At 63.2% G+C, this 19491-nt stretch carries 18 protein-coding genes; 2 read left to right on the top strand and 16 right to left on the bottom strand.

The annotated features are described in order from the left end of the window. Positions 1-221 precede the first annotated feature (221 nt). From JKV55_RS17495 to JKV55_RS17450, 10 genes are all read right to left on the bottom strand, one after another. Positions 222-1460 carry a saccharopine dehydrogenase family protein gene (locus tag JKV55_RS17495; RefSeq protein ID WP_202088154.1) on the bottom strand — a complete coding sequence of 413 codons (1239 nt, stop codon included), beginning with the start codon at positions 1458-1460 and terminating at the stop codon, positions 222-224. A gap of 52 nt (positions 1461-1512) precedes the next feature. Then, positions 1513-2625, bottom strand: a complete 1113-nt coding sequence (locus JKV55_RS17490; protein ID WP_237332976.1) for a carboxynorspermidine decarboxylase — start codon at positions 2623-2625, stop codon at positions 1513-1515. Positions 2626-2864: 239 nt separating this feature from the next. Further along, positions 2865-4307 carry a YfcC family protein gene (locus JKV55_RS17485; RefSeq protein WP_237332975.1) on the bottom strand — a complete coding sequence of 481 codons (1443 nt, stop codon included), beginning with the start codon at positions 4305-4307 and terminating at the stop codon, positions 2865-2867. 590 nt (positions 4308-4897) lie between these two features. Continuing rightward, entirely contained in the window at positions 4898-5398 is a 501-nt protein-coding gene (locus JKV55_RS17480; protein WP_202088153.1) for an ureidoglycolate lyase, read from the bottom strand. A 183-nt stretch (positions 5399-5581) separates the two neighbouring features. After that, positions 5582-6850: a glycerate kinase type-2 family protein gene (locus tag JKV55_RS17475; protein ID WP_202088152.1), complete on the bottom strand. Its 1269-nt coding sequence runs from the start codon at positions 6848-6850 to the stop codon at positions 5582-5584. A gap of 180 nt (positions 6851-7030) precedes the next feature. Then, positions 7031-7918 carry a 2-hydroxy-3-oxopropionate reductase gene (glxR, locus tag JKV55_RS17470; RefSeq protein WP_202088151.1) on the bottom strand — a complete coding sequence of 296 codons (888 nt, stop codon included), beginning with the start codon at positions 7916-7918 and terminating at the stop codon, positions 7031-7033. A gap of 66 nt (positions 7919-7984) precedes the next feature. Continuing rightward, complete coding sequence (hyi, locus tag JKV55_RS17465) at positions 7985-8767, bottom strand: hydroxypyruvate isomerase (protein ID WP_202088150.1); 783 nt, start codon at positions 8765-8767, stop codon at positions 7985-7987. 66 nt (positions 8768-8833) lie between these two features. Continuing rightward, positions 8834-10609, bottom strand: coding sequence for a glyoxylate carboligase (gene gcl / locus JKV55_RS17460; protein ID WP_202088149.1), 1776 nt, complete (start codon positions 10607-10609; stop codon positions 8834-8836). A gap of 451 nt (positions 10610-11060) precedes the next feature. Further along, entirely contained in the window at positions 11061-11633 is a 573-nt protein-coding gene (locus JKV55_RS17455; protein ID WP_202088148.1) for a TSCPD domain-containing protein, read from the bottom strand. Positions 11634-11644: 11 nt separating this feature from the next. Then, positions 11645-13801: an adenosylcobalamin-dependent ribonucleoside-diphosphate reductase gene (locus JKV55_RS17450; RefSeq protein ID WP_202088147.1), complete on the bottom strand. Its 2157-nt coding sequence runs from the start codon at positions 13799-13801 to the stop codon at positions 11645-11647. A 238-nt stretch (positions 13802-14039) separates the two neighbouring features. On the opposite strand from JKV55_RS17450, the gene JKV55_RS17445 reads away from it, so the two are divergent. Then, positions 14040-14678 (top strand): phasin family protein, encoded by a 639-nt coding sequence (locus JKV55_RS17445; RefSeq protein WP_202088146.1) that lies wholly within the window; start codon positions 14040-14042, stop codon positions 14676-14678. A gap of 45 nt (positions 14679-14723) precedes the next feature. On the opposite strand, the gene phaR is transcribed toward JKV55_RS17445, so the two are convergent. Next, on the bottom strand, positions 14724-15248 hold the full coding sequence (gene phaR, locus JKV55_RS17440; RefSeq protein ID WP_202088145.1) for a polyhydroxyalkanoate synthesis repressor PhaR: 525 nt from the start codon (positions 15246-15248) through the stop codon (positions 14724-14726). Positions 15249-15468: 220 nt separating this feature from the next. Next, positions 15469-15945: a cupin domain-containing protein gene (locus tag JKV55_RS17435; RefSeq protein ID WP_202088144.1), complete on the bottom strand. Its 477-nt coding sequence runs from the start codon at positions 15943-15945 to the stop codon at positions 15469-15471. A gap of 235 nt (positions 15946-16180) precedes the next feature. On the opposite strand from JKV55_RS17435, the gene JKV55_RS17430 reads away from it, so the two are divergent. Then, positions 16181-16663 (top strand): FKBP-type peptidyl-prolyl cis-trans isomerase, encoded by a 483-nt coding sequence (locus JKV55_RS17430; protein WP_202088143.1) that lies wholly within the window; start codon positions 16181-16183, stop codon positions 16661-16663. A gap of 134 nt (positions 16664-16797) precedes the next feature. On the opposite strand, the gene JKV55_RS17425 is transcribed toward JKV55_RS17430, so the two are convergent. The 4 genes from JKV55_RS17425 to JKV55_RS17410 all read right to left on the bottom strand — a co-directional run bounded on the left by JKV55_RS17425 (position 16798) and on the right by JKV55_RS17410 (position 19491). Continuing rightward, entirely contained in the window at positions 16798-17253 is a 456-nt protein-coding gene (locus JKV55_RS17425) for an aminoacyl-tRNA deacylase (RefSeq protein ID WP_202088142.1), read from the bottom strand. A gap of 92 nt (positions 17254-17345) precedes the next feature. Beyond that, positions 17346-17624, bottom strand: coding sequence for a DUF2218 domain-containing protein (locus tag JKV55_RS17420; RefSeq protein WP_202088141.1), 279 nt, complete (start codon positions 17622-17624; stop codon positions 17346-17348). Positions 17625-17637: 13 nt separating this feature from the next. Next, a complete protein-coding gene (locus JKV55_RS17415) occupies positions 17638-18414 on the bottom strand; it encodes an ABC transporter ATP-binding protein (RefSeq protein ID WP_202088140.1) in 777 nt (258 codons plus the stop codon). Continuing rightward, positions 18415-19491 (bottom strand): FecCD family ABC transporter permease, encoded by a 1077-nt coding sequence (locus JKV55_RS17410; RefSeq protein WP_202088139.1) that lies wholly within the window; start codon positions 19489-19491, stop codon positions 18415-18417.

Below are 19491 nucleotides of genomic sequence, written 5' to 3'. Positions count from 1 at the left end.
GCGAGGTCAGCGAATGCTGCCTCCAGGGTCCAACGGCCTCCCCGGTAACTGTTTTTAACTCTATCAGTTCATCTCGCTTCAACATACAAGGGTCCATTTCAATGGACCACCCCGACTACGGCGCCATGATTTGGTCGACTGAAGTCGACCCTACCCTTGGGGGGAGCGCCAACAAAAAGGCCAGTCCGCGGACTGGCCTTTATTGTTTGGCTAAAGCGGGCTCAGAAGCTCAGCGGGCGATCGCCCTGCTCGTCCTTGATCCGGGTCGGCAGACCCATGGCGTCGAGCAGCTTGAGGAAGGGCTTGGGATCCAGCTCTTCCACGTTGGCCATGTGCTTCACGTCCCACTCGCCGGTGGCGATCAGCAGGGCGGCGGCCACCGGCGGCACGCCGGCGGTGTAGGAAATGCCCTGGCTGCCCACTTCGGCGTAGGCCTCGGCGTGGTCGGCCACGTTGTAGATGAACACTTCCTTGTCCTGGCCATCCTTCTTGCCCTTGACCTGGTCACCGATGCAGGTCTTGCCGTTATAGGTGGGCGCCAGGGAGGCGGGATCCGGCAGCACGGCCTTGACCACCTTGAGCGGCACCACTTCCAGGCCTTCGGCGGTCTTCACCGGCTGCTCGGACAGCAGGCCCAGGTTCTTGAGGATGGTGAACACATTGATGTAGTGCTCGCCGAAGCCCATCCAGAAGCGCACGTTGGGCACGCCCAGGGTCTGGGACAGGGAGTGCACCTCGTCGTGGCCGGTCATGTAGCTGGTCTGGCTGCCCACCACCGGCAGCTCGTCGGTGCGCTTCACCTCGAACATCCGGTTTTGCACCCACTCGCTGTTCTGCCAGGACCATACCCGGCCGGTGAACTCGCGGAAGTTGATTTCCGGATCGAAGTTGGTGGCAAAGTAGCGGCCGTGGCTGCCGGCGTTGATGTCGATGATGTCGATGGAGTCGACGCTGTCGAAATACTCCTTCACCGCCAGGGCGGCATAGGCGTTGACCACGCCCGGATCGAAGCCCACGCCCAGGATGGCGGTGATGCCCTTGTCGGCACAGATGGCTTTGCGTTTCCACTCGTAGTTGGCGTACCAGGGCGGATTTTCGCAGATCTTGGCCGGATCTTCATGGATGGCGGTGTCGAGGTAGGCGGCGCCGGTCTCGATACAGGCCTGCAGCACCGACATGTTGACGAAAGCCGATCCGACATTGATCACCAGTTGCGACTGTGTTTTGTCAATCAATGCCTTGGTGGCTTCGATATCGAGCGCATCCAGGGCATGGGCTTGCAATTCACCGGCAACCTTGAGGCTGCCCTTTTCCCGCACGCTGTCGACGATTTTCTGGCATTTCTCGACAGTACGCGAAGCGATATGGATGTTCCCCAGCACGTCATTATGCTGCGCACACTTGTGCGCGACCACCTGGGCGACACCTCCGGCACCAATAATCAGAACGTTTTTCTTCATTTTTTTCCTCTAACCGCCTCCTTGAAAGGCTTTGTTGTGGTTACTCCATGCCTCAGGAGAGGCTGTTTACAAAATCGTCGAAACCGAATTCACGCACCAGCTCCACGCTGCCGTCGAGCTGGCGCACGGCAATGGCGGGCATGTTCACGCCATTGAACCAGTTTTTCTTTACCATTGTGTAACCGGCGGCGTCGATGAACGACAGCCGGTCGCCTACCTTCAACTCATGGTCGAACCTGAACTCGCCGAAGATGTCCCCGGCCAGGCAGGACTTGCCGCACACCATGTATTCATGGGGGCCGTCGCAGGGTTCCATTTTGGCGTTCTGGCGGTAGATCAGCAGGTCGAGCATGTGTGCCTCGATGGAGCTGTCCACTATCGCCAGCTGCTTGCCGTTGTACAGGGTGTCGAGCACCGTCACCTCGAGCGAAGTGCTGAGGGTAATGGCCGCCTCGCCGGGCTCCAGGTAGAGCTGCACTCCGTAACGTTCGGCAAAGGCCTTGAGCCGGGCACAGAACCGGTCGAGCGGATAGCCGTCGCCGGTGAAGTGGATGCCGCCGCCCAGGCTGACCCAGCTGATCTGGGGTTGCGCCAACAGGGTGCCGAACTTCTCCTCGATCTGGCTCAGCATCTGGTCGAACAGGGCGAAGTCGCTGTTCTCGCAGTTGTTGTGGATCATAAAGCCGGAGATGCGGTCGAGCACCCGTTCGACCTTGGCCGCGTCCCATTCGCCCAAGCGGCTGAAGGGGCGGGAGGGGTCGGCGATCAGGAACTCGGAGCTGGACACGCCCGGGTTGAGGCGCAGGCCGCGCACCTGATTGGCGGAAGCCGCCTCGAAGCGCTCGAGCTGGCCGATGGAGTTGAAGATGATCTTGTCGGAGTGGGCCAGCACTTCCTCTATTTCGTCGTCGGCATAGGCCACGCTGTAGGCGTGGGTTTCACCGCCGAACTTGAGCTTGCCGAGCTTGACTTCGTTGAGGGAGGAGGAGGTGGTGCCGTCCATATACTGGCTCATCAGGTCGAATACCGACCAGGTGGCGAAGCATTTCAGGGCCAGCAGCGCCTTGGCGCCGGAGTGTTCGCGCACATAGGCAATCTTTTCCATGTTGCGCAGCAGTTTGCTTTTGTCGATGAGATAGTACGGTGTCTTGATCACCTCAGTCATACCCCCTTAGAGCCTGTCAAGCACCCGGCGGCGGGCCGGGAAATTTCAAAGCGCGTGATTATAGAGGAAAGGGGGGGGCGCTTCGAGCAAAAAGTGTAGCCGCCTCTCCTTTGGCCTGGCCAGATTGTGAGCTGGATCCGGATAAATGGCCGGCTGGCCCTTGCCGGGCGGGGGCTGGGCACGAAAAAGGGCCCTGTGGAGAGGGCCCTTGAAGCGATGCGGTTACCTGCCGGTGGGGCTCAGCCCACCCATTGGGTGACCTGGGCGAAGATCAGGAAGCCCATGGCGATGGCGATCCAGGTGCAGAACAGGGGCAGGAAGAACTTGACCCACTTGTTCCAGGCTACGCCGGCCAGGGCCAGGGTGGCCATAAAGTAGCCGGAGGTGGGGTAGAGGATGTTGCCCAGGCCGTCGCCCAGCTGGTAGGCCAGTACCGCGGTCTGGCGGGTGACACCGACCAGGTCGGACAGGGGCGCCATGATCGGCATGGTCACCAGGGCTTGGCCGCTGCCCGACGGGATCACGAAGTTGAAGCCGAGCTGGGCGAAGAACATGCCGATGGCCGAGAAAATGGCCGGGAAGCCGCCCACCAGGTTGCCCAGGCCGTACACCAGGGTATCCATGATCTGGCCTTCTTCCAGCACCACCGCCACGGCGCGGGCGATGCCGCAGATCATGGCGCCCACCAGCACGTCGCGGAAGCCTTCGTTGAAGCCTTCGCAGATCTCCTCGGTCTTGAGGCCGGCGATCAGGCCGACCACCACGCCCATGATCACGAACAGCCCGGCCATTTCCATCATGAACCAGCCCTGGGTCAGCACACCCCACACCAGGGTGGCGAAGAAGGCGAAGGTGGCGAAGGCGGCCCACTTCTGGCGCGGGGTGGCGGTCAGCACGCCTTCGTCGTTGCCGTGCTGGTAGCGGCGGCGCTTGTCCTCTTCCTTGGCGTCGCCGTCCATCAGGCTCAGGGCCGGGTTGTTGCGCACCTTGAGCGCGTAACGGGTGACGTAGAAGATGCCGGCCAGCAGGATGGCGGCGAAGGCCAGCACCCGCAGCAGCAGGCCGGAGTAGACCGGCAAATCGGCCAGCTGCTGGCCCAGGCCGGTGTTGATGGGGTTGAGCACCCCGGCGGTAAAGCCGGCGGTGGTGGCGCACAGGGCCACGGCGGCGGCGGTGACCGAGTCGAAGCGCAGGGCGATCATCAGCGGCAGTATCACCGGCACATAGACCAGGGCCAGCTCCTGGGTGCCGATCAGGGTGGCGATCACCGCGAAGGTGGTCATCAACACCGGGATGATGACGATGCTGTTGTGGGCGAAGCGGCGGGTCAGCTTGTCGACCCCGATCTCGATGATGCCGGTCCGGCGCAGCACCATGAACATGCCGCCGATGATAAAGGTGAAGAACACCACGGCGCCCGCATCCATCAGCCCTCTGGGGATGGCGAGCATAAAGTCGACCGGGCCGACCGGGTTGGATTCGATCACCTGGTAGGAGTTGGGATCTATGGTGGTGCGGCCGTTGGGGCCGGGCACCCGGTCATACTGGCCGGCGGGCACTATATAGGTGAGTACGGCGGCGATGGCGCTGAACACGAACAAGATGACGTAGATATGCGGCATCTCGAACGATTTCTTTTTCTTTTCCGCGGTGTCGGCGGAAAACTGATTGGCTTTAGACATGGGCTCCATGACCTCTCCCTTCATTACATCAACTGAGTTAAGTCCATTTACGCTGAGCGGCGTAGTTTTTTAACAGGTCGCCGTCCCCGTTTTGCATATAAAACGAGAGCGGTTGTGTATTAACGGTTGACCCTGTCGATATTAATAACCCTTTATTAACACCGGATCAACATATTTTGGAAGTTATTTCCGCTTTATGGAATTGTTGCTTTGGCAATGGATAATCACTGGTACCGGCGATGTTGTCGACGCCGGCAAGACTGAAAGTAGGGCTCTATCTATATGTTTTTAAATAAAAATTTATATAATTTCATGATTTAAATGGTTTTTTATTGTTTGTTTTTAATTTAAATGATTATTGTACTTTTAATTGTATCAAGTCAATCGATCTATATTGCTATAAATTGTTTATTATTATTTTTGTTATTGTATTTAATTAATGGCTTTCCTATTTATTATAAATAATCTCTTCTTTTGGAAGTAAAGTGACCGGCAGCTATATATATTTTTATGTGAAAGTTTAACGGTCTTTTTTTCCGCATAAAAAAACCCGCCGATGGGCGGGTTCAGTCGAGTGCCGGGGGGGCGCCTCAGTCCAGCATCACTTCGAGCAGGCCGGGCTGCAGGTGGTGCAGGTCGCAGTTATCGCCCTGGCCGATACGGTCGACGATAATGAAACGCTGTTTGTCCTGGAGGGAGACGACGGGGTGGTGCCAGGTATCGGTGTGGTAGTTCACGCCCTGGCGGCCGTTGGAGACAAAGGCCCGGATGGCCTCCGGCGCCGGCGCCGGACCCCGCGGCGCCACCAGGATCAGGAAAGGCTGGCCGTCGAGCGGGATAAAGGCCTGGGAGCCCCTGGGGTGCTTCTCCATCAGGGTCACCGCCAGGGGCAGGGCGTAGGGCTCCACGTCCACCAGGCTGATGGCGATCCGGGCGTCGTCGCCCAGGGCCTCGGCCCGGGCGATATCGTGGTAGCGCAGGGCCTTGCCGTCGTTGATATGGAACTGGTGCTGATGCTCCGCCTCAATCACCTCGCCGAAGGGGGCGAAGGCGGCGGCGGTCAGCGGCTGGGCTCGGAGTTGCAGGGTCATGGGCGCCTCCCTGCCGGCAGGGCCCGGGGCGGAATAACGGCAAGGCGAAGCTCGCCGGCCGGGCCTGGGCGCCGGCTGGATATCTGCGTGATGGTCATGTTGTTTTCTCTTTTTGGTCGGTGAGGGTGGCCACCGGCACAGGGGCCGGTGGCGGGTTTGCTTATTGTTGTTATCGGGTGCGGGTTATTCCGGCAGCACCAGAATGGCCCGGAAGTCGTTGACGTTGGTGCGGGTGGGGCCGGTTTCGACCAGGGTATCCAGCTGGGAGAAGAAACCGTAGCTGTCGTTGTTGGCCAGGTAGTCTTCCGCCTTGAGGCCGGCCGCCTCGGCCTGGGCGTACAGCCCGGGGGTGATGTAGGCGCCGGCGTTGTCTTCCACCCCGTCGATACCGTCGGTGTCGGCGGCCAGGGCATAGACGCCCTTCAGACCCTTCAGCTCGTTGAACAGGCTCAGCATAAACTCGCTGTTGCGGCCGCCGCGGCCGTTGCCCTTGATGGTGACCGTGGTTTCGCCGCCGGACAGGATCACGCAGGGCGCCGAGATCGGCTGGCCGCACTTGACTATCTGCTTGGCGATGGCGGCGTGCACCTTGGCCACTTCCCGGGACTCGCCCTCGATGCAGTCACCCAGCACCAGGGGGGTGATGTCGTGGGACATGGCCACGTCGGCGGCCGCGTCCAGCGCATCCTGGGGGGTGGCGATCATATGGAACTCGGCCCGGCTCAGGCGCTCGTCGCCCGGTTTGACGGTCTCGGACTCGGGGCTCTGCAGCCAGGCGCGCACATGGGGCGCCACCTCGATGCCGTAGCTGTCGAGGATGGCCAGGGCCTGGGCCGAGGTGGTAGGGTCCGCCACCGTCGGGCCGGAGGCGATAACGGTGGGCTCGTCGCCGGGCACGTCGGAGATGCCGAGGGCGATCAGCCGGGCCGGGTAGGTGGCGGCGGCCAGGCGGCCACCCTTGATGGCGGACAGGTGCTTGCGCACGCAGTTCATCTCGTCGATGGCCGCGCCGGACTTGAGCAGGGCCTTGTTGACGGCCTGCTTGTCGGACAGGGTCAGGCCCGGGGCCGGCAGGCTCAGCAGCGAGGAGCCGCCGCCGGACAGCAGGCAGATCACCAGGTCGTTTTCGCCCAGGCCGGACACCAGCTCCAGCATGCGGCGACCGACCCGTTCGCCGGCGTCATCCGGCACCGGGTGGGCGGCCTCGATGATTTCGATGCGCTCGCAGGGGGCGCCGTGATCGTAGCGGGTCACCACCAGGCCGGACAGTTCCCCTTCCCAGATGGCGTCCAGCTCGGCGGCCATGGAGGCGGCGGCCTTGCCGGCACCGATCACAACGGCTTTTTGACGAGTATCCTTGGGCAGGTATTCGGCCAGGTTACCCTTGGGCAGGGCGGCGGCCACGGCGCTGTCGAACAACTGCTGTAACAACTCCTTGGGTTGGATATCCATTGCAAATACTCCTCGAAAAACGGCTGTCTTTACATTCTTATAAGTGTCGGGGTGGGGCGAAACGACGGCAACCAGGATCTAACACAAAGCCCCCTGAGTGAAAGTCTGTGCTTGCCGACGCCCGCCCCGGTTTTGACCGGACCGCGACCGAAGCCAAAAGGCCGCGGTCCGGTAAAAGGGTTACTCGCCCCGGATATTATGGTTGGCCAGGTGCTCCAGCGCCTTGACCAGACCGGAGTGATCCCAGCCGGAACCGCCCAGGGCGGCACAGGTGTTGAACAGCTCCTGAGTACCGGCGGTGTTGGGCAGGGACACGCCCAGCTCGCGGGCGCCGTCCAGGGCCAGGTTCAGGTCTTTCTGGTGCAGGGAGATACGGAAGCCCGGGTTGAAGGTGCCCTTGACCATGCGCTCGCCGTGCACTTCCAGGATCTTGGAAGAGGCGAAACCGCCCATCAGCGCCTCGCGCACCTTGGCCGGGTTGGCGCCGGCCTTGGAAGCGAATACCAGGGCCTCGGCCACCGCCTCGATGTTCAGCGCCACTATGATCTGGTTGGCCACCTTACAGGTCTGGCCGTCGCCGTTGCCGCCCACCAGGGTGATGTTTTTGCCCATCACTTCGAACAGCGGCTTGACGCGCTCGAAGGTGGCTTCGTCGCCGCCGACCATGATGCTCAGGGTGGCGTTGATGGCGCCGACTTCACCGCCGGACACCGGGGCATCCAGGTACTGGGCGCCGGTTTCGTTGACGCGCTTGGCGAAGCCCTTGGTGGCCATGGGGGAGATGGAGGACATGTCCACCACTACCTTGCCGGCGGAGAGGCCGTCGGTCACGCCGTTGGCGTCGAACAGCACGGATTCCACCTGGGGGGTATCGGGCACCATGATGATGATGACTTCGGCCGCTTCGGCCACCGCCTTGGGGTTGGCCAGGGCGATGCCGTTGTCACCCAGCAGATCGGCCGGGGCGGGCATGAAGTGCTCGGAGAAGTACAGGGTGTGACCCGCTTTTTGCAGGTTCTGGGCCATGGGCTTGCCCATGATGCCGGTACCGATAAAACCTATTTTCATGTTCGTTTCCTCTTGGCTTGGGGCGCCGGCCTGGCCGGCGTTGGGAGAAATCAGTTCAGGGAGTACTCAGGCAACGCCGTGGGTCTTCAGCCAGCCCAGGCCCGCTTCGGTGGTGGTGGCCGGCTTGTACTCGGCGCCCACCCAACCCTGGTAGCCCACCTTGTCCAGGAAGGCGAAGATGTTGTGATAGTTCAGCTCGCCGGTGCCCGGCTCGTGACGACCCGGATTGTCGGCCAGCTGGATATGGTTGATGATGCTCAGGTTTTTCTCGATGGTCGGGATAATGTCCCCTTCCATGATCTGCATGTGGTAAATGTCGTACTGGAACGCCAGGTTGTCGGAGCCGACCTGCTCGATGATGTCCAGCGCCTGCTTGCTGTTGTTGAGGAAGAAGCCCGGGATGTCGCGGGTGTTGATCGCCTCGGCAATCAGCTTGATACCGGCGCCCTTCAGCTTCTCGGCCGCGTACTTCAGGTTGGCGACGAAGGTGGCCTCGGCCTGCTCGGCGGACACGCCGGCGGGCGGAATGCCGGCCAGGCAGTTGACCTGTTTGTTGCCCAGCACTTTGGCGTAGGCGATGGCCTGGTCCACACCGGCCTTGAACTCCTCAACCCGGCTCGGATCGACGGCGATGCCACGGCTGCCCGCGGCCCAGTCGCCGGCCGGCAGGTTGAACAACACCTGCTCCAGGCCGTTCTGCTCCAGCCTGGCCTTGATGTCCTCGGCCGGGAAGTCGTAGGGGAACAGGTATTCCACGCCCTTGAAGCCGGCCTTGGCGGCGGCGGCGAAGCGGTCCAGGAAGTCCACTTCGGTAAACAGCATCGACAGGTTGGCAGCTAATTTCGGCATTGCGATGTCCTTATGTTCTTGGGGGCAAATTCAGTAAGGGCCCGGCCCCGGGCCGGGCCCTTACCGTCAGTCGAGCAGGGAGATGGCGGTAGGGGCGTCGGCACCCTTTTCGGCCAGCTCTTCGAACTCGTTGATGGCGTCGATTTCCACGCCCATGGCGATGTTGGTCACCCGCTCCAGGATGACTTCCACCACCACCGGTACCTGGTGCTCGGCCATCAGCGCCTTGGCCTGTTCGAGGGCGGGGGCGATTTCTTCCGGCTTGAACACCCGGATGGCCTTACAGCCCAGACCTTCCACCACGGCCTTGTGATCCACACCGTACTCGCCCAGTTCCGGCGCGTTGATGTTTTCGAACGACAGCTGGACGCAGTAGTCCATGTCGAAACCGCGCTGGGACTGGCGGATCAGGCCCAGGTAGGAGTTGTTCACCAGCACGTGGATGTAGGGCAGCTTGAACTGGGCACCCACCGCCAGCTCTTCGATCATGAACTGGAAGTCGTAGTCACCGGACAGGGCAACCACCTGACGGCCCGGCTCGGCGGCGCACACACCCAGGGCGGCGGGGATGGTCCAGCCCAGGGGGCCGGCCTGGCCGCAGTTGATCCAGTTGCGCGCCTTGTACACGTGCAGGAACTGGGCGGCGGCGATCTGCGACAGACCGATGGTGGACACATAGGTGGTGTCGCGGCCGAAGGCCTTGTTCATCTCTTCGTACACGCGCTGCGGCTTGACCGGGGTGTTGTCGAAGTGGGTCTTGCGCTGCAGGGTGCGCTTGCGCTCCTGGCACTCGGAAACCCAGGCGCTGCGATCTTTCAGCTTGCCGGCGGCTTTCCATTCCTTGGCCACTTCCACGAACAGCTTCAGCGCTTCGCCGGCGTCGGAGACGATGCCGAGATCCGGGCCGAACACCCGGCCGATCTGGGTCGGCTCTATGTCCACGTGCACAAACTTGCGGCCCTTGGTGTAGACGTCGACGGAACCGGTGTGGCGGTTGGCCCAGCGGTTGCCGATGCCGATCACGAAGTCGGAGGCCAGCAGGTTGGCGTTGCCGTAGCGGTGCGAGGTCTGCAGGCCGCACATGCCGGCCATCAGCTCGTGGTCGTCCGGAATGGTGCCCCAGCCCATCAGGGTCGGGATCACCGGCACGCCCAGCACTTCGGCGAATTCGGTCAGCAGGGCATCGGCATTGGCGTTGATCACGCCGCCACCGGAGACGATCAGCGGCTTGTCGGCGGCGTTCAGCATGGTCAGGGCTTTTTCAACCTGGATGCGGGTGGCGGCCGGCTTGTACGGGGTCATCGGCTGGTAGGCTTCCGGATCGAACTCGATCTCGGCCATCTGCACGTCGAAGGGCAGATCGATCAGCACCGGGCCGGGACGGCCGGAGCGCATGATGTGGAAGGCCTGCTGGAAGGTACCGGGCACCTGGGCCGGCTCCATCACGGTGACCGCCCACTTGGCGACCGGCTTGGCGATGGACTCGATGTCCACGGCCTGGAAGTCTTCCTTGTGCATGCGGGCACGCGGCGCCTGGCCGGTGATGCACAGGATCGGAATGGAGTCGGCGGAAGCCGAGTACAGGCCGGTGATCATGTCGGTGCCGGCGGGGCCGGAGGTACCGATACAAACCCCGATGTTGCCCGGGTTGGCACGGGTGTAGCCTTCGGCCATGTGGGAGGCACCCTCGACGTGACGGGCCAGCACGTGGCTGATGGAGCCGAGACCCCGCAGCGCGGCGTAGAAGGGGTTGATGGCGGCGCCGGGAACACCAAAGGCTTTGGTCACACCTTCCAGTTCCAGGATTTTAGCGGCTGCTTCGATTGCTTTCATTTTAGCCATAGTCGGTATCCATTCATCTGAGGTGCGCTCGGCACCGTTGTTGGTTATCCATGGGGGCTGTTTCGCAGATTCGCCTAGTGAGGGCGGTTAACATCTGCGCAACCCATAGGCTGATAATACAAAAAAAAATGTGACGATCAACATATTTTTGGAAATCATTTTTGCATTGTGGAAAATGCATCCTGACCCCGAGCCGTTGTATCGCCACGTTTCATGTATTTAATCTTTTGTTTATTATGGTTTTTTATGTTTTTGTTCGATGCGCCGTAAAATGCTCGCCACATATCGGTAAAAATGGAAGTTGTTTCCTTTTATTGGTATGGGCGTTGCCCGTCGCTCCCGAGGAGGCGGTGGCCGGCGCTGGACGATAACAATAGTATTACGAAAGTCGTGTTGGATACAATATTTTGAGCAACATTGTGAACAATTTGGTGGGGTGTGGCGCCCGGTTTCAGCCGCAGCGGGAGTCGCCGCAATTCAGGCAGGTGAGGCAGCCGTCGACCAGCACGGCCGCCCGGGTCAGGCATTTGCGGCACAGCCGGGCGCCGGCGGGAAAACCGGTCGTGTCCCCGGTGTGCTCCGTTGCCGGGGTGATGGCGGCCAGGTGGCGCTCGATGACATCGGCGATCTCGGCCACCAGGGAGGGCATGTAGCGTCCGCCCGGCCTGAAGTAGCCGCCCTGGGGAGCGAACACGGCGCGCAGCTCATCCACGATAAAGCGGATGTCGCCGCCCCGGCGGAACACCGCCGAGATCAGCAGGGTCAGCGCCACCACCCACTGGTAGTGCTCCATGTTGCGGGAGTTGATAAAGATCTCGTAGGGGCGGCGTCGGCCGCCGTTTTCGTCCGGCACCAGATCGTTGATGGTGACGTAGAGGGCGTGCTCGAGCTGGGGCGTCTTGATCTTGTAGGTGGTGCCCCACAGCGCCTCGGGCCGGGCCGCCGGCTCGGGCAGGGGGCCGTCCCGGGAGGGACTGGGCGTTATTACCTCGCAGCCGACGATCTTCCGCTCTATCTTGCGCATGGGTCACCCGTTCACAGCTTGCCGTAGTAGCCTTCCTTGAGGGCGTCGTACAGGTTGGCGGCGCTGTGCACCTCGCCCTCGTACTCCACCGGTTCATCGCCCTGCGCCTCGACCGTGCTGCCGTCGTCCAGCAGGAAGCGATAGCGGGTGGCGGCCAGATCCCGGTCCCGCACCAGCACCCCCTGGAAGGCGGAGGGGTTGAAGCGGAAGCTGGTACAGCCCTTGAGCCCCTGGCGGCAGGCCTGGAGGTAGAGATCCTCGAATCGCTCGAAGGGGTAGTCGGTGGGCACGTTGACGGTCTTGGAAATGGAGGCGTCGACCCAGCGCTGGGCGGCGGCCTGCATCGCCACGTGCTGCTCGGGGCTGACGTCGTCGGCGGTGACGAAATGGTCGGGCAGCGCCCGGGCCGGATCCGGGCTGCCGGGCAGGGCATCCGGATTGACCAGCCGGCGGTAGGCCAGCAGCTCGAAGGAGAACACCTCCACCCGCTCCTTGCTCTTGCGGCCGGGGCGGATGAGGTTGCGGCTGTAGTGGTGGGCGAAGCTCGGCTCTATGCCGCTGCTGGCGTTGTTGGCCAGCGACAGGGAGAGGGTGCCGGTGGGCGCGATGGAGCTATGGTGGGTAAAGCGCGCCCCGGTGCGGGCCAGGGCCGCCACCAGTTCCGGTTCCTGCTCCGCCAGCCGCTGCAGGTAGCGGCTGTAGCGGGCGTGCAGTATCCGCCCCGGCACCTTGTCGCCGGGGTGGTGGCCGTCGTCCAGCAGCTCGGGGCGCAGCCGCAGCAGCGCCGGGGTGAGCTCGAAGTCCCGCAGCAGCAGGGGCGCCGCGCCCTTCTCCCGGGCCAGCTCCAGCCCGGTGTGCCAGCCGGTGAGGGCCAGCTCCCGGGTCACCCGCTCGGTGAAGACGACGGCCTCGGCCGAGCCGTAGCGCAGCCCCAGCAGGGCGAGGGCGGAGCCCAGGCCCAGGTAACCCATGCCGTGGCGGCGCTTGTCGGCCAGTTCCCGGCGCTGCTCGGCCAGAGGCAGGCCGCTGATCTCCACCACGTTGTCCAGCAAGCGGGTAAAGACCGCCACCACCCGGCGGAAGCGATCCCAGCCGAAGCGGGCCGCCGGGGTGAAGGGTGCCTCCACGAAACGGGTGAGGTCGACCGAGCCCAGCAGGCAGCTGCCATAGGGGGGCAGGGGCTGTTCGCCGCAGGGGTTGGTCGCGCGTATGGTTTCGCAGAACCAGTTGTTGTTCAGCTCGTTGACCCTGTCGATCAGGATAAAGCCCGGCTCGGCATGGTCGTAGGTGGCGCGCATGACCTGCTGCCACAGGGCGCGCGCCTCGATGTGCCGGTAGATCCGGTGGGCCACCCGCTGCCGGTCGTCCTCCAGGTAGCCCTGGCCGAGCGGGCCGGCCTTCCAGCGGATCTGCCCCGGGTCGCCGGGGTCCAGCCACTCCCGCGCCACCTCGGCCGGGGTGACCGGGAACAGCAGCGGCCAGTCCTCGCCTTGTTGCACCGCGTTGAGGAAGTCTTCGCCGATCAGCAGGGACAGGTTGAACTGGCGCAGCCGGCCGGGCTCGCGCTTGGCGTGGATAAAGTCGAGCACGTCCGGGTGGGCGATATCGAAGGTGGCCATTTGTGCGCCGCGTCGTCCGCCGGCGGAGGAGATGGTGAAGCACATTTTGTCGTAGATATCCATGAACGACAGCGGCCCCGAGGTGCTGGCCCCGGCGCCGGCCACGGGGGCGTGGCGCGGGCGCAGGGTGGAAAACTCGTAGCCGATGCCGCAGCCGGCCTTGAGGGTGAGCCCGGCCTGGTGCAGCTTGCCCAGGATGTCGTCCATCGTATCGGCGATGGGGCCGGAGGCGGTGCAGTTGATGGTGGCGGTGCCCGGCCGGTAGGCCCCGGCGCCGGCATTGGCCAGGATGCGCCCGGCGGGCAGGGCGCCCTGCTCCATCGCCCACAGGAAGCGCTTGTACCAGGCTTTGCGCAGGGCCGGCGTGGCCTCGCCATCGGCCAGGGCCCGGGCGACCCGGTGGAAGGTGGCGTGCATATCCTGGTCTACCGGTTCGCCCCCGTCGTCCTTCAGCCGGTATTTGCCGTCCCAGATATCGAGGGCGGCGGGCTGGTAGTCGACCAGGGGACCCCGGGGGGCGGCGGTGCTCATGGGTGGCGGCTCCGTCATACGGGGATCACATTTATTCAGTATTGATCCATTTTGCCGCTGCGGCCCCGGTTGATACGGGGAAGCGCCGGAAGAAGCATCCCGGCCGCAGGAAATTGTGCGCCGCACAAAAAAGATCTTGTAAATGTTTTTTGTGCGGTGCAATAATGACCATGCGCGCCGAAAACCTTAGTGTGATGATGATTTCTTTGTTGGCGTGCAGGGCTGATGCCTTCCCATTTTTCAGGAGACGCTAACTATGTCATTGTTCAATTTCGAAAAACTGCAAAGTGCCCAACAAGCCAACCTGGCCCAGGTACAGGGCCTGACCGGCAGCCTGTTCGCCAGCGTGGAAAAGCTGGGCCAACTGCAGTCCAAAGCCGTTGCCGAACTGGGCGCGGCCCAGTTCGACTATGTCAGCAAGCTGCTGGCAGTACGGGATCCCAAGGCCTTCTTCGAGCTGCAAACCGCCTTCTTCAGCCCCACCGCCCTGCTGGACCGCCAACTGGCCTTCAACAAAGAGCTGTTTGCCCTGGTGACCGGTGCCCAGCAGGAAGTGACCAAGTTTGGCGAGCAGCAGATTGCCGCCGGCAGCAAGCAGGTGGACGAGTGGGTCGAGCAGTTCGCCAGCAGCGTGCCTGCGGCCGCCGAGCCGGCTGTGACCGCCCTGAAAACCGCGGTCAGCAGCGCCAACGAGGCCTATGAAAGCGCCCAGAAAGCCGCCAAGGACGCCGCCGACATCGCCGACAAGGCCCTGCAGCAAGCGGCAGAAAGCTCCGAGAAGGCCGCCAAGCAAGTGGCTGAAGCCGCAGAGAAAGGCATCAATGCCGTGGCCGCCGCCGCCGCCAATACCGCGACCGCTGCCGCCAAGACCACCCGCACTGCCAAGGCTAACTAAATAACAATCAACAACTCGTTGTTATCTTGTTTGAGGCGATAAGGATTACTCCTTATCGCCTTTTTTTGGATCGCTGGGGCCGGAACCGCCGCCCGGAAAGCCGCTGAACAGGCCGAACATGTTCTGGGTGTTGAGATAGAGGTTGCGGGACTGTTCCACGTACTGGCGCATCAGCTCCTGCATCATGGGCACCTGGCTGTGCATATACTCGGCCCAGGCCTTGGAAGACTGCATGCCGGCCTGGGCCTGGATGTCGATCACCGACTGGATGCTCTCTTCCAGGTAGCTGCCCAGCACCCCCTGGAAGGGGCCATAGAAGCGGATGATGTTCTTGAGCATGTCGCTGGAGAAGATGGGGTCGCCGTCGCTTTCCGCCTCCTGGATGATCTGCAGCAGTATGCTGCGGGTCAGGTCTTCGCCGGTTTTGGCGTCCACCACCTGGAAGGGCTCCTCTTCCTGCACCAACCGGCGGATGTCCGCCAGGGTGACGTGGCTGCTGGTATGGCTGTCGTATAGGCGGCGATTGGGGTATTTCTTGATAATGCGAACACTATCCTGCGGTTTGGACATGCGGCACTGGCTCTCGGCTGGCTTGGGGTTCAGGGCAGTGTATCCCAATCACCGGCCGTGCTCAATTTGGCGGCGGGGCAGGGATAATACCGGGTCGGCTGGCATGGGGGCTGATGGGGTTGCCCCCTATATCTGCCCGTGGGCTGGTGGTGCGAATCTCCGGTGCCATGGGGAGGCGGAGCAGGCCCGGGCCGTTTCCGGGCGGGCCTGAAGCCATGGCTTATTGGCGCGGATCGTCGGCCGGATTGACGTAGTGCAGTTGCCAGGGGCCGACCGAGGTCAGTTGGACCACCGTCTCACCCTCGGCCAGGGCGTAGTGGCGCATGCCCGGGGGCATGGCGGTGTAGCTGCCGGTTTCCAGGCGATGTGCGTTTTCCTTGGCGAGGCTGTCATCCATGCCCAGGTAGAAGGTACCGCTGACCACAGTGACCCTTTCCACGCCGGGGTGCCAGTGGAGAGGAATCTGGTAGCCGTCGGGCATTTTCAGGCGCAGGGTAAAGATCCCGGCTTCGGCCGGGTTGCCTTCCAGCACCGCGAACTGGGCGCCGGCGGGCACCGAGGCCGGGCCGGGCTGCCATTCGATCTGCTCGGGTGGGTACAGCAGGTGCTGCTCGGGGCCCTTGTCCTGGAGGTTGGCGGCCAGTGCAGGCAGGGCGATGCCAAGCAGCAGGTAGCTCCATCTTGGTTGTTTCTTCATAATGTTATCCTCCCTTTTCGGGCTTGGTCAGACGGCCGCGCCCTGTCTTAAGCCTAAACCACACCTCCCACTTAGTGACCGCCTTCAAGCGCCGCCTTTACCGGCTTCTTTGGCCGCAGCCCCAAGTCGGTGGCCGGGGAGGGGTAAAGACAGGGACACCGGGTTGCCCCCTTGGGCGCTTGTATCTGCTATGATGCCGCTTCGGCCAGAGGCTCAACTTACATTAGGACGACAGATGCAAATTACCGACAACACCGTAGTGCAGCTGTACTGCACCCTGAAAGACGAACACGGCGAGGTGCTGGAAAGCGGCGTCGGGCGTGCGCCCATGGCCTACCTGCACGGCCACCGCAACATGATACCAGGGGTGGAACAGGCCCTGGCGGGCAGGGAAGCCGGCGAGCGGTTGAGCGTGACCCTGCCGGCCGCCGAAACCTACGGCGAGCGCAAGGACGGCCTGACCCAGCGGGTGCCGGTCAAGCACCTCACCGGCGCCACCCGCTGGCGGCCGGGCATGACCGCGGTGGTGCACACCGATCAGGGCCACCGCCAGGTGACGGTGCTCAAGGTGGGCAAGTTCATGGCCGAGGTGGATCTCAACCATCCCCTGGCCGGCCGCACCCTGACCTTTGAACTGGAAGTGGTGGCGGTGCGCCCCGCCAGCGAGGAAGAAATCGCCCACGGCCACGCCCACGGCGAGGGTGGCCACCACCACTGAGCAGTAGGCTTGTTTGGTGTGCGTAAAGAGGCATCAGGGCGGCCTCTTCCATCCGTAGGGAACTGCCGGTGGGAAATCCCAACAAAAAGGCCGAGCACATGCTCGGCCTTTTTGTTGGGTGCGGCACGCCTGGGCTAGCCCCCAATCTCCCGAGGCTGGACCAGTCTAAGGTAGTCTTTCATGGGCAAGCTGAACAGTTCACGGTAACTGCCGGCGCTGAAGACGATCTCTTCCTGGCGTGCGAGTTCGGTGTCTATATACACCGGTATTTCATACAGATTGCCAAAGGGGGGCAGGGCGCCGACTTCGCAGTCGGGAAACTGCTCGCGAAAGTCGGGTTCATGCAGAAAGGTCACCTCCTGCGCCGACAGGGAGCGGGCGAGGCTGTCGGGATGGATCATCCTGGGGGCGGGTACCACTATCATTGCCATCTGGCCATCCAGCGTCATCATCACCACCTTGGCCATCACCCGGCCCGGTACATGGGCGGCTTCGGCCACCTCCTGGGCGGTAAAAGCCGGCGAGTGGGAAATGACCCTGTATTTGACCCCCTGTTGATCCAGGTATTGCTGCAATCGTTGGGCCGGCATGGTAAGTCCTCCTCGACAAATGCTGAACGATGATTGAAGTATAGGCCATGGGGAGGCTGCTGTTCAGGGGCCGATCCAGGGCCGCCCCGGCCTCATACCCAGTTCAGCACCAGGCCGTCCCGTACCGCGAAGCGGTCGAAATGGGACTTCACGGTGTCGGCCACCGCCGCCAGTTCGGCCGGGGTTGCCGCCGTGCAGCGCACCTCCAGGTGCCCGGCACCGGCCTTCAGCTCGCAGCGGCCCATGGCGAACTGTACCCAGCCTTGCCGGTCCCGCCAGTCGGCCTCGACCTTGTGGCGGAAGTGAATGCAGAGTTTCTTGAGGTAGCCTTCTCCGTCCGGAGTGGCGATTAGAGCCTGGCAGTCAGCCATGGGGTTCTCCTTGTCAGGGTTGATAAGCGGGCATGGCGCTGTCGCACAGCACCATGGGCAGGCCAAGGGAGCAGCGCTCTACCCGGGCTTCCACGCCGTAGGCGGTGCGCAGCACGGCCGGGGTCAGCAGGTCCCGGGCCGGGCCCTGGGCGAGCAGGCCGCCCCCGGCCAGTACCCAGAGTTCATCGCAAAAACGCAGCGCCAGGTTGATGTCGTGAATGGCCACCAGCGAAAGGGTGCCCAGCTCGCGGCTGAATTGTTGCACGCATTGCAGCACATTCAGCTGCCAGTGCAAATCCAGGGCGCTGGTGGGCTCGTCCAGCAGCAGCAGTCGCGGCTGGCGCACCAGCACCTGGGCCAGGCCAATCATCTGGCGCTGGCCGCCCGAGAGCTGATCCAGCCGGCGCAGGGCCAGCTCGCGAATGCCCAGCCTGCTGAACACGCTTTCCATGTTTTGCTCCAGCTGCTCCTTGTCCAGGCCGCCATGCGCCGCCCGGCAGGCGCTGTAGACGGTTTCGTAGGCCAGCAGCGAGCTGGGCTGGGGCAGGCTCTGGGGCAGGTAGCCCAGGGTACGCGCCCGCTGGGTTGCATCAAGGGGCCGGTCGCCGAAATGGACCAGTCCTTGCCCCGGCAGCAGGCCGGCGATGGTTTTAAGCAGGGTGGACTTGCCGGCGCCGTTGCGGCCAATCACCCCCACCAGGGTGGCGGGCGCCACCGGCCGCGGGCTCAGGCCCTCGAGCACAGTACGGTGGCGATAGCCGACCTTCAGGTTTTCGATGCGCAGTGTCATTTATTGCTCCCGGCCACGGCCAATGATAAGGGCGATGAACAGGGGAATACCCACCAGGGCGGTGACCATGCCCACCGGCAGCAGGATGCCCGGCACCAGGGTTTTGCTGACGATGGATGCCAGCGACAGCAGCAGGGCGCCGGCCAGGGCGCTGCCGGGCAGCAGCAGGCGGTGATCCTCGCCCAGCAGCAGGCGGGCTATGTGGGGCCCCACCAGGCCGATAAAGCCGATTTCGCCGACAAAGGCCATGGCGGTGGCGGTGAGCAGACTGACCCGCAGCAACACCAGCAGGCGCAGCCGTTCCACGCGGATGCCCAGGCTTCGGGCCTGCTCCTCGCCGCTGCGCAGCGTGGTCAGGGCCCAGGCCTGGGACAGGGAAAAGGGCAGGCAGAGCAGGAAGACCAGGGCGACGATGCCCACCTGCTCCAGGTTGGCCCGGGCCAGGCTGCCCATGGTCCAGAATACGATTTGCTGCAAGGAATCGAAGTCGGCCACAAACTGCAGCAGTCCCACCAGGGCGTTGAAGCCAAACAGCAGGGCGATACCGAACAGCACCACGGTGTGCACACCGGCGCCGAAACGGCGGGACAGCAGCAAAATCAGCAGGGCGGCGCCGGCGGCAAACAGAAAGGCCATCAATGGCAGGGTGAGCGCCGCACCGATGCCCGGCAGGCTGAGCCGGAACACGATGGCGGCAGAGGCCCCCAGAGTGGCGGCGGCGCCCACGCCCAGGGTATAGGGGCTGGCGAGGGGGTTGTTGAGCACCGTTTGCATTTCGGCGCCGGCCAGCCCCAGGCTGGCCCCCACCACCAGCGCCATCAGCGCATAGGGCAGGCGCACCTCGTGGATGATGACCCGGGTGCCCGCATCCAGCCCTTGCGGGTGCAGCAGGCCGTCAAGCACCGCCAGCGGGCCGAGCGGCGCCGGACCGGTGGCGATGTCCCACAAAAAGGAGATAGCCAGTGCCACTGTCAGCAGCAGCAGCAGTGTCAGCCGGCGCCAGATAAAGCGGCGGTAGCTGTCAGCCAGCCCCGGCCGGGTGGCCTGGGCGCCAGATTCCAGGGCGGTGTCGGTCAT

This window comes from Zobellella iuensis, assembly GCF_016746085.1.
GTDB classification, from domain to species: domain Bacteria; phylum Pseudomonadota; class Gammaproteobacteria; order Enterobacterales; family Aeromonadaceae; genus Oceanimonas; species Oceanimonas iuensis.
This window is presented reverse-complemented; position numbering and strand designations above follow the sequence as displayed.

Coding starts and splice junctions, on each gene's coding strand:
- JKV55_RS17435 (WP_202088144.1), bottom strand. CDS start 15,945: ATGAAGAAACAACCAAGATGGAGCTACCTGCTGCTTGGCATCGCCCTG.
- hyi (WP_202088150.1), bottom strand. CDS start 8,767: ATGCCGAAATTAGCTGCCAACCTGTCGATGCTGTTTACCGAAGTGGAC.
- gcl (WP_202088149.1), bottom strand. CDS start 10,609: ATGGCTAAAATGAAAGCAATCGAAGCAGCCGCTAAAATCCTGGAACTG.
- JKV55_RS17445 (WP_202088146.1), top strand. CDS start 14,040: ATGTCATTGTTCAATTTCGAAAAACTGCAAAGTGCCCAACAAGCCAAC.
- JKV55_RS17415 (WP_202088140.1), bottom strand. CDS start 18,414: ATGACACTGCGCATCGAAAACCTGAAGGTCGGCTATCGCCACCGTACT.
- JKV55_RS17450 (WP_202088147.1), bottom strand. CDS start 13,801: ATGACGGAGCCGCCACCCATGAGCACCGCCGCCCCCCGGGGTCCCCTG.
- JKV55_RS17480 (WP_202088153.1), bottom strand. CDS start 5,398: ATGACCCTGCAACTCCGAGCCCAGCCGCTGACCGCCGCCGCCTTCGCC.
- glxR (WP_202088151.1), bottom strand. CDS start 7,918: ATGAAAATAGGTTTTATCGGTACCGGCATCATGGGCAAGCCCATGGCC.
- JKV55_RS17490 (WP_237332976.1), bottom strand. CDS start 2,625: ATGACTGAGGTGATCAAGACACCGTACTATCTCATCGACAAAAGCAAA.
- JKV55_RS17430 (WP_202088143.1), top strand. CDS start 16,181: ATGCAAATTACCGACAACACCGTAGTGCAGCTGTACTGCACCCTGAAA.
- JKV55_RS17410 (WP_202088139.1), bottom strand. CDS start 19,491: ATGACCGACACCGCCCTGGAATCTGGCGCCCAGGCCACCCGGCCGGGG.
- JKV55_RS17475 (WP_202088152.1), bottom strand. CDS start 6,850: ATGGATATCCAACCCAAGGAGTTGTTACAGCAGTTGTTCGACAGCGCC.
- JKV55_RS17425 (WP_202088142.1), bottom strand. CDS start 17,253: ATGCCGGCCCAACGATTGCAGCAATACCTGGATCAACAGGGGGTCAAA.
- JKV55_RS17420 (WP_202088141.1), bottom strand. CDS start 17,624: ATGGCTGACTGCCAGGCTCTAATCGCCACTCCGGACGGAGAAGGCTAC.
- phaR (WP_202088145.1), bottom strand. CDS start 15,248: ATGTCCAAACCGCAGGATAGTGTTCGCATTATCAAGAAATACCCCAAT.
- JKV55_RS17485 (WP_237332975.1), bottom strand. CDS start 4,307: ATGTCTAAAGCCAATCAGTTTTCCGCCGACACCGCGGAAAAGAAAAAG.
- JKV55_RS17495 (WP_202088154.1), bottom strand. CDS start 1,460: ATGAAGAAAAACGTTCTGATTATTGGTGCCGGAGGTGTCGCCCAGGTG.
- JKV55_RS17455 (WP_202088148.1), bottom strand. CDS start 11,633: ATGCGCAAGATAGAGCGGAAGATCGTCGGCTGCGAGGTAATAACGCCC.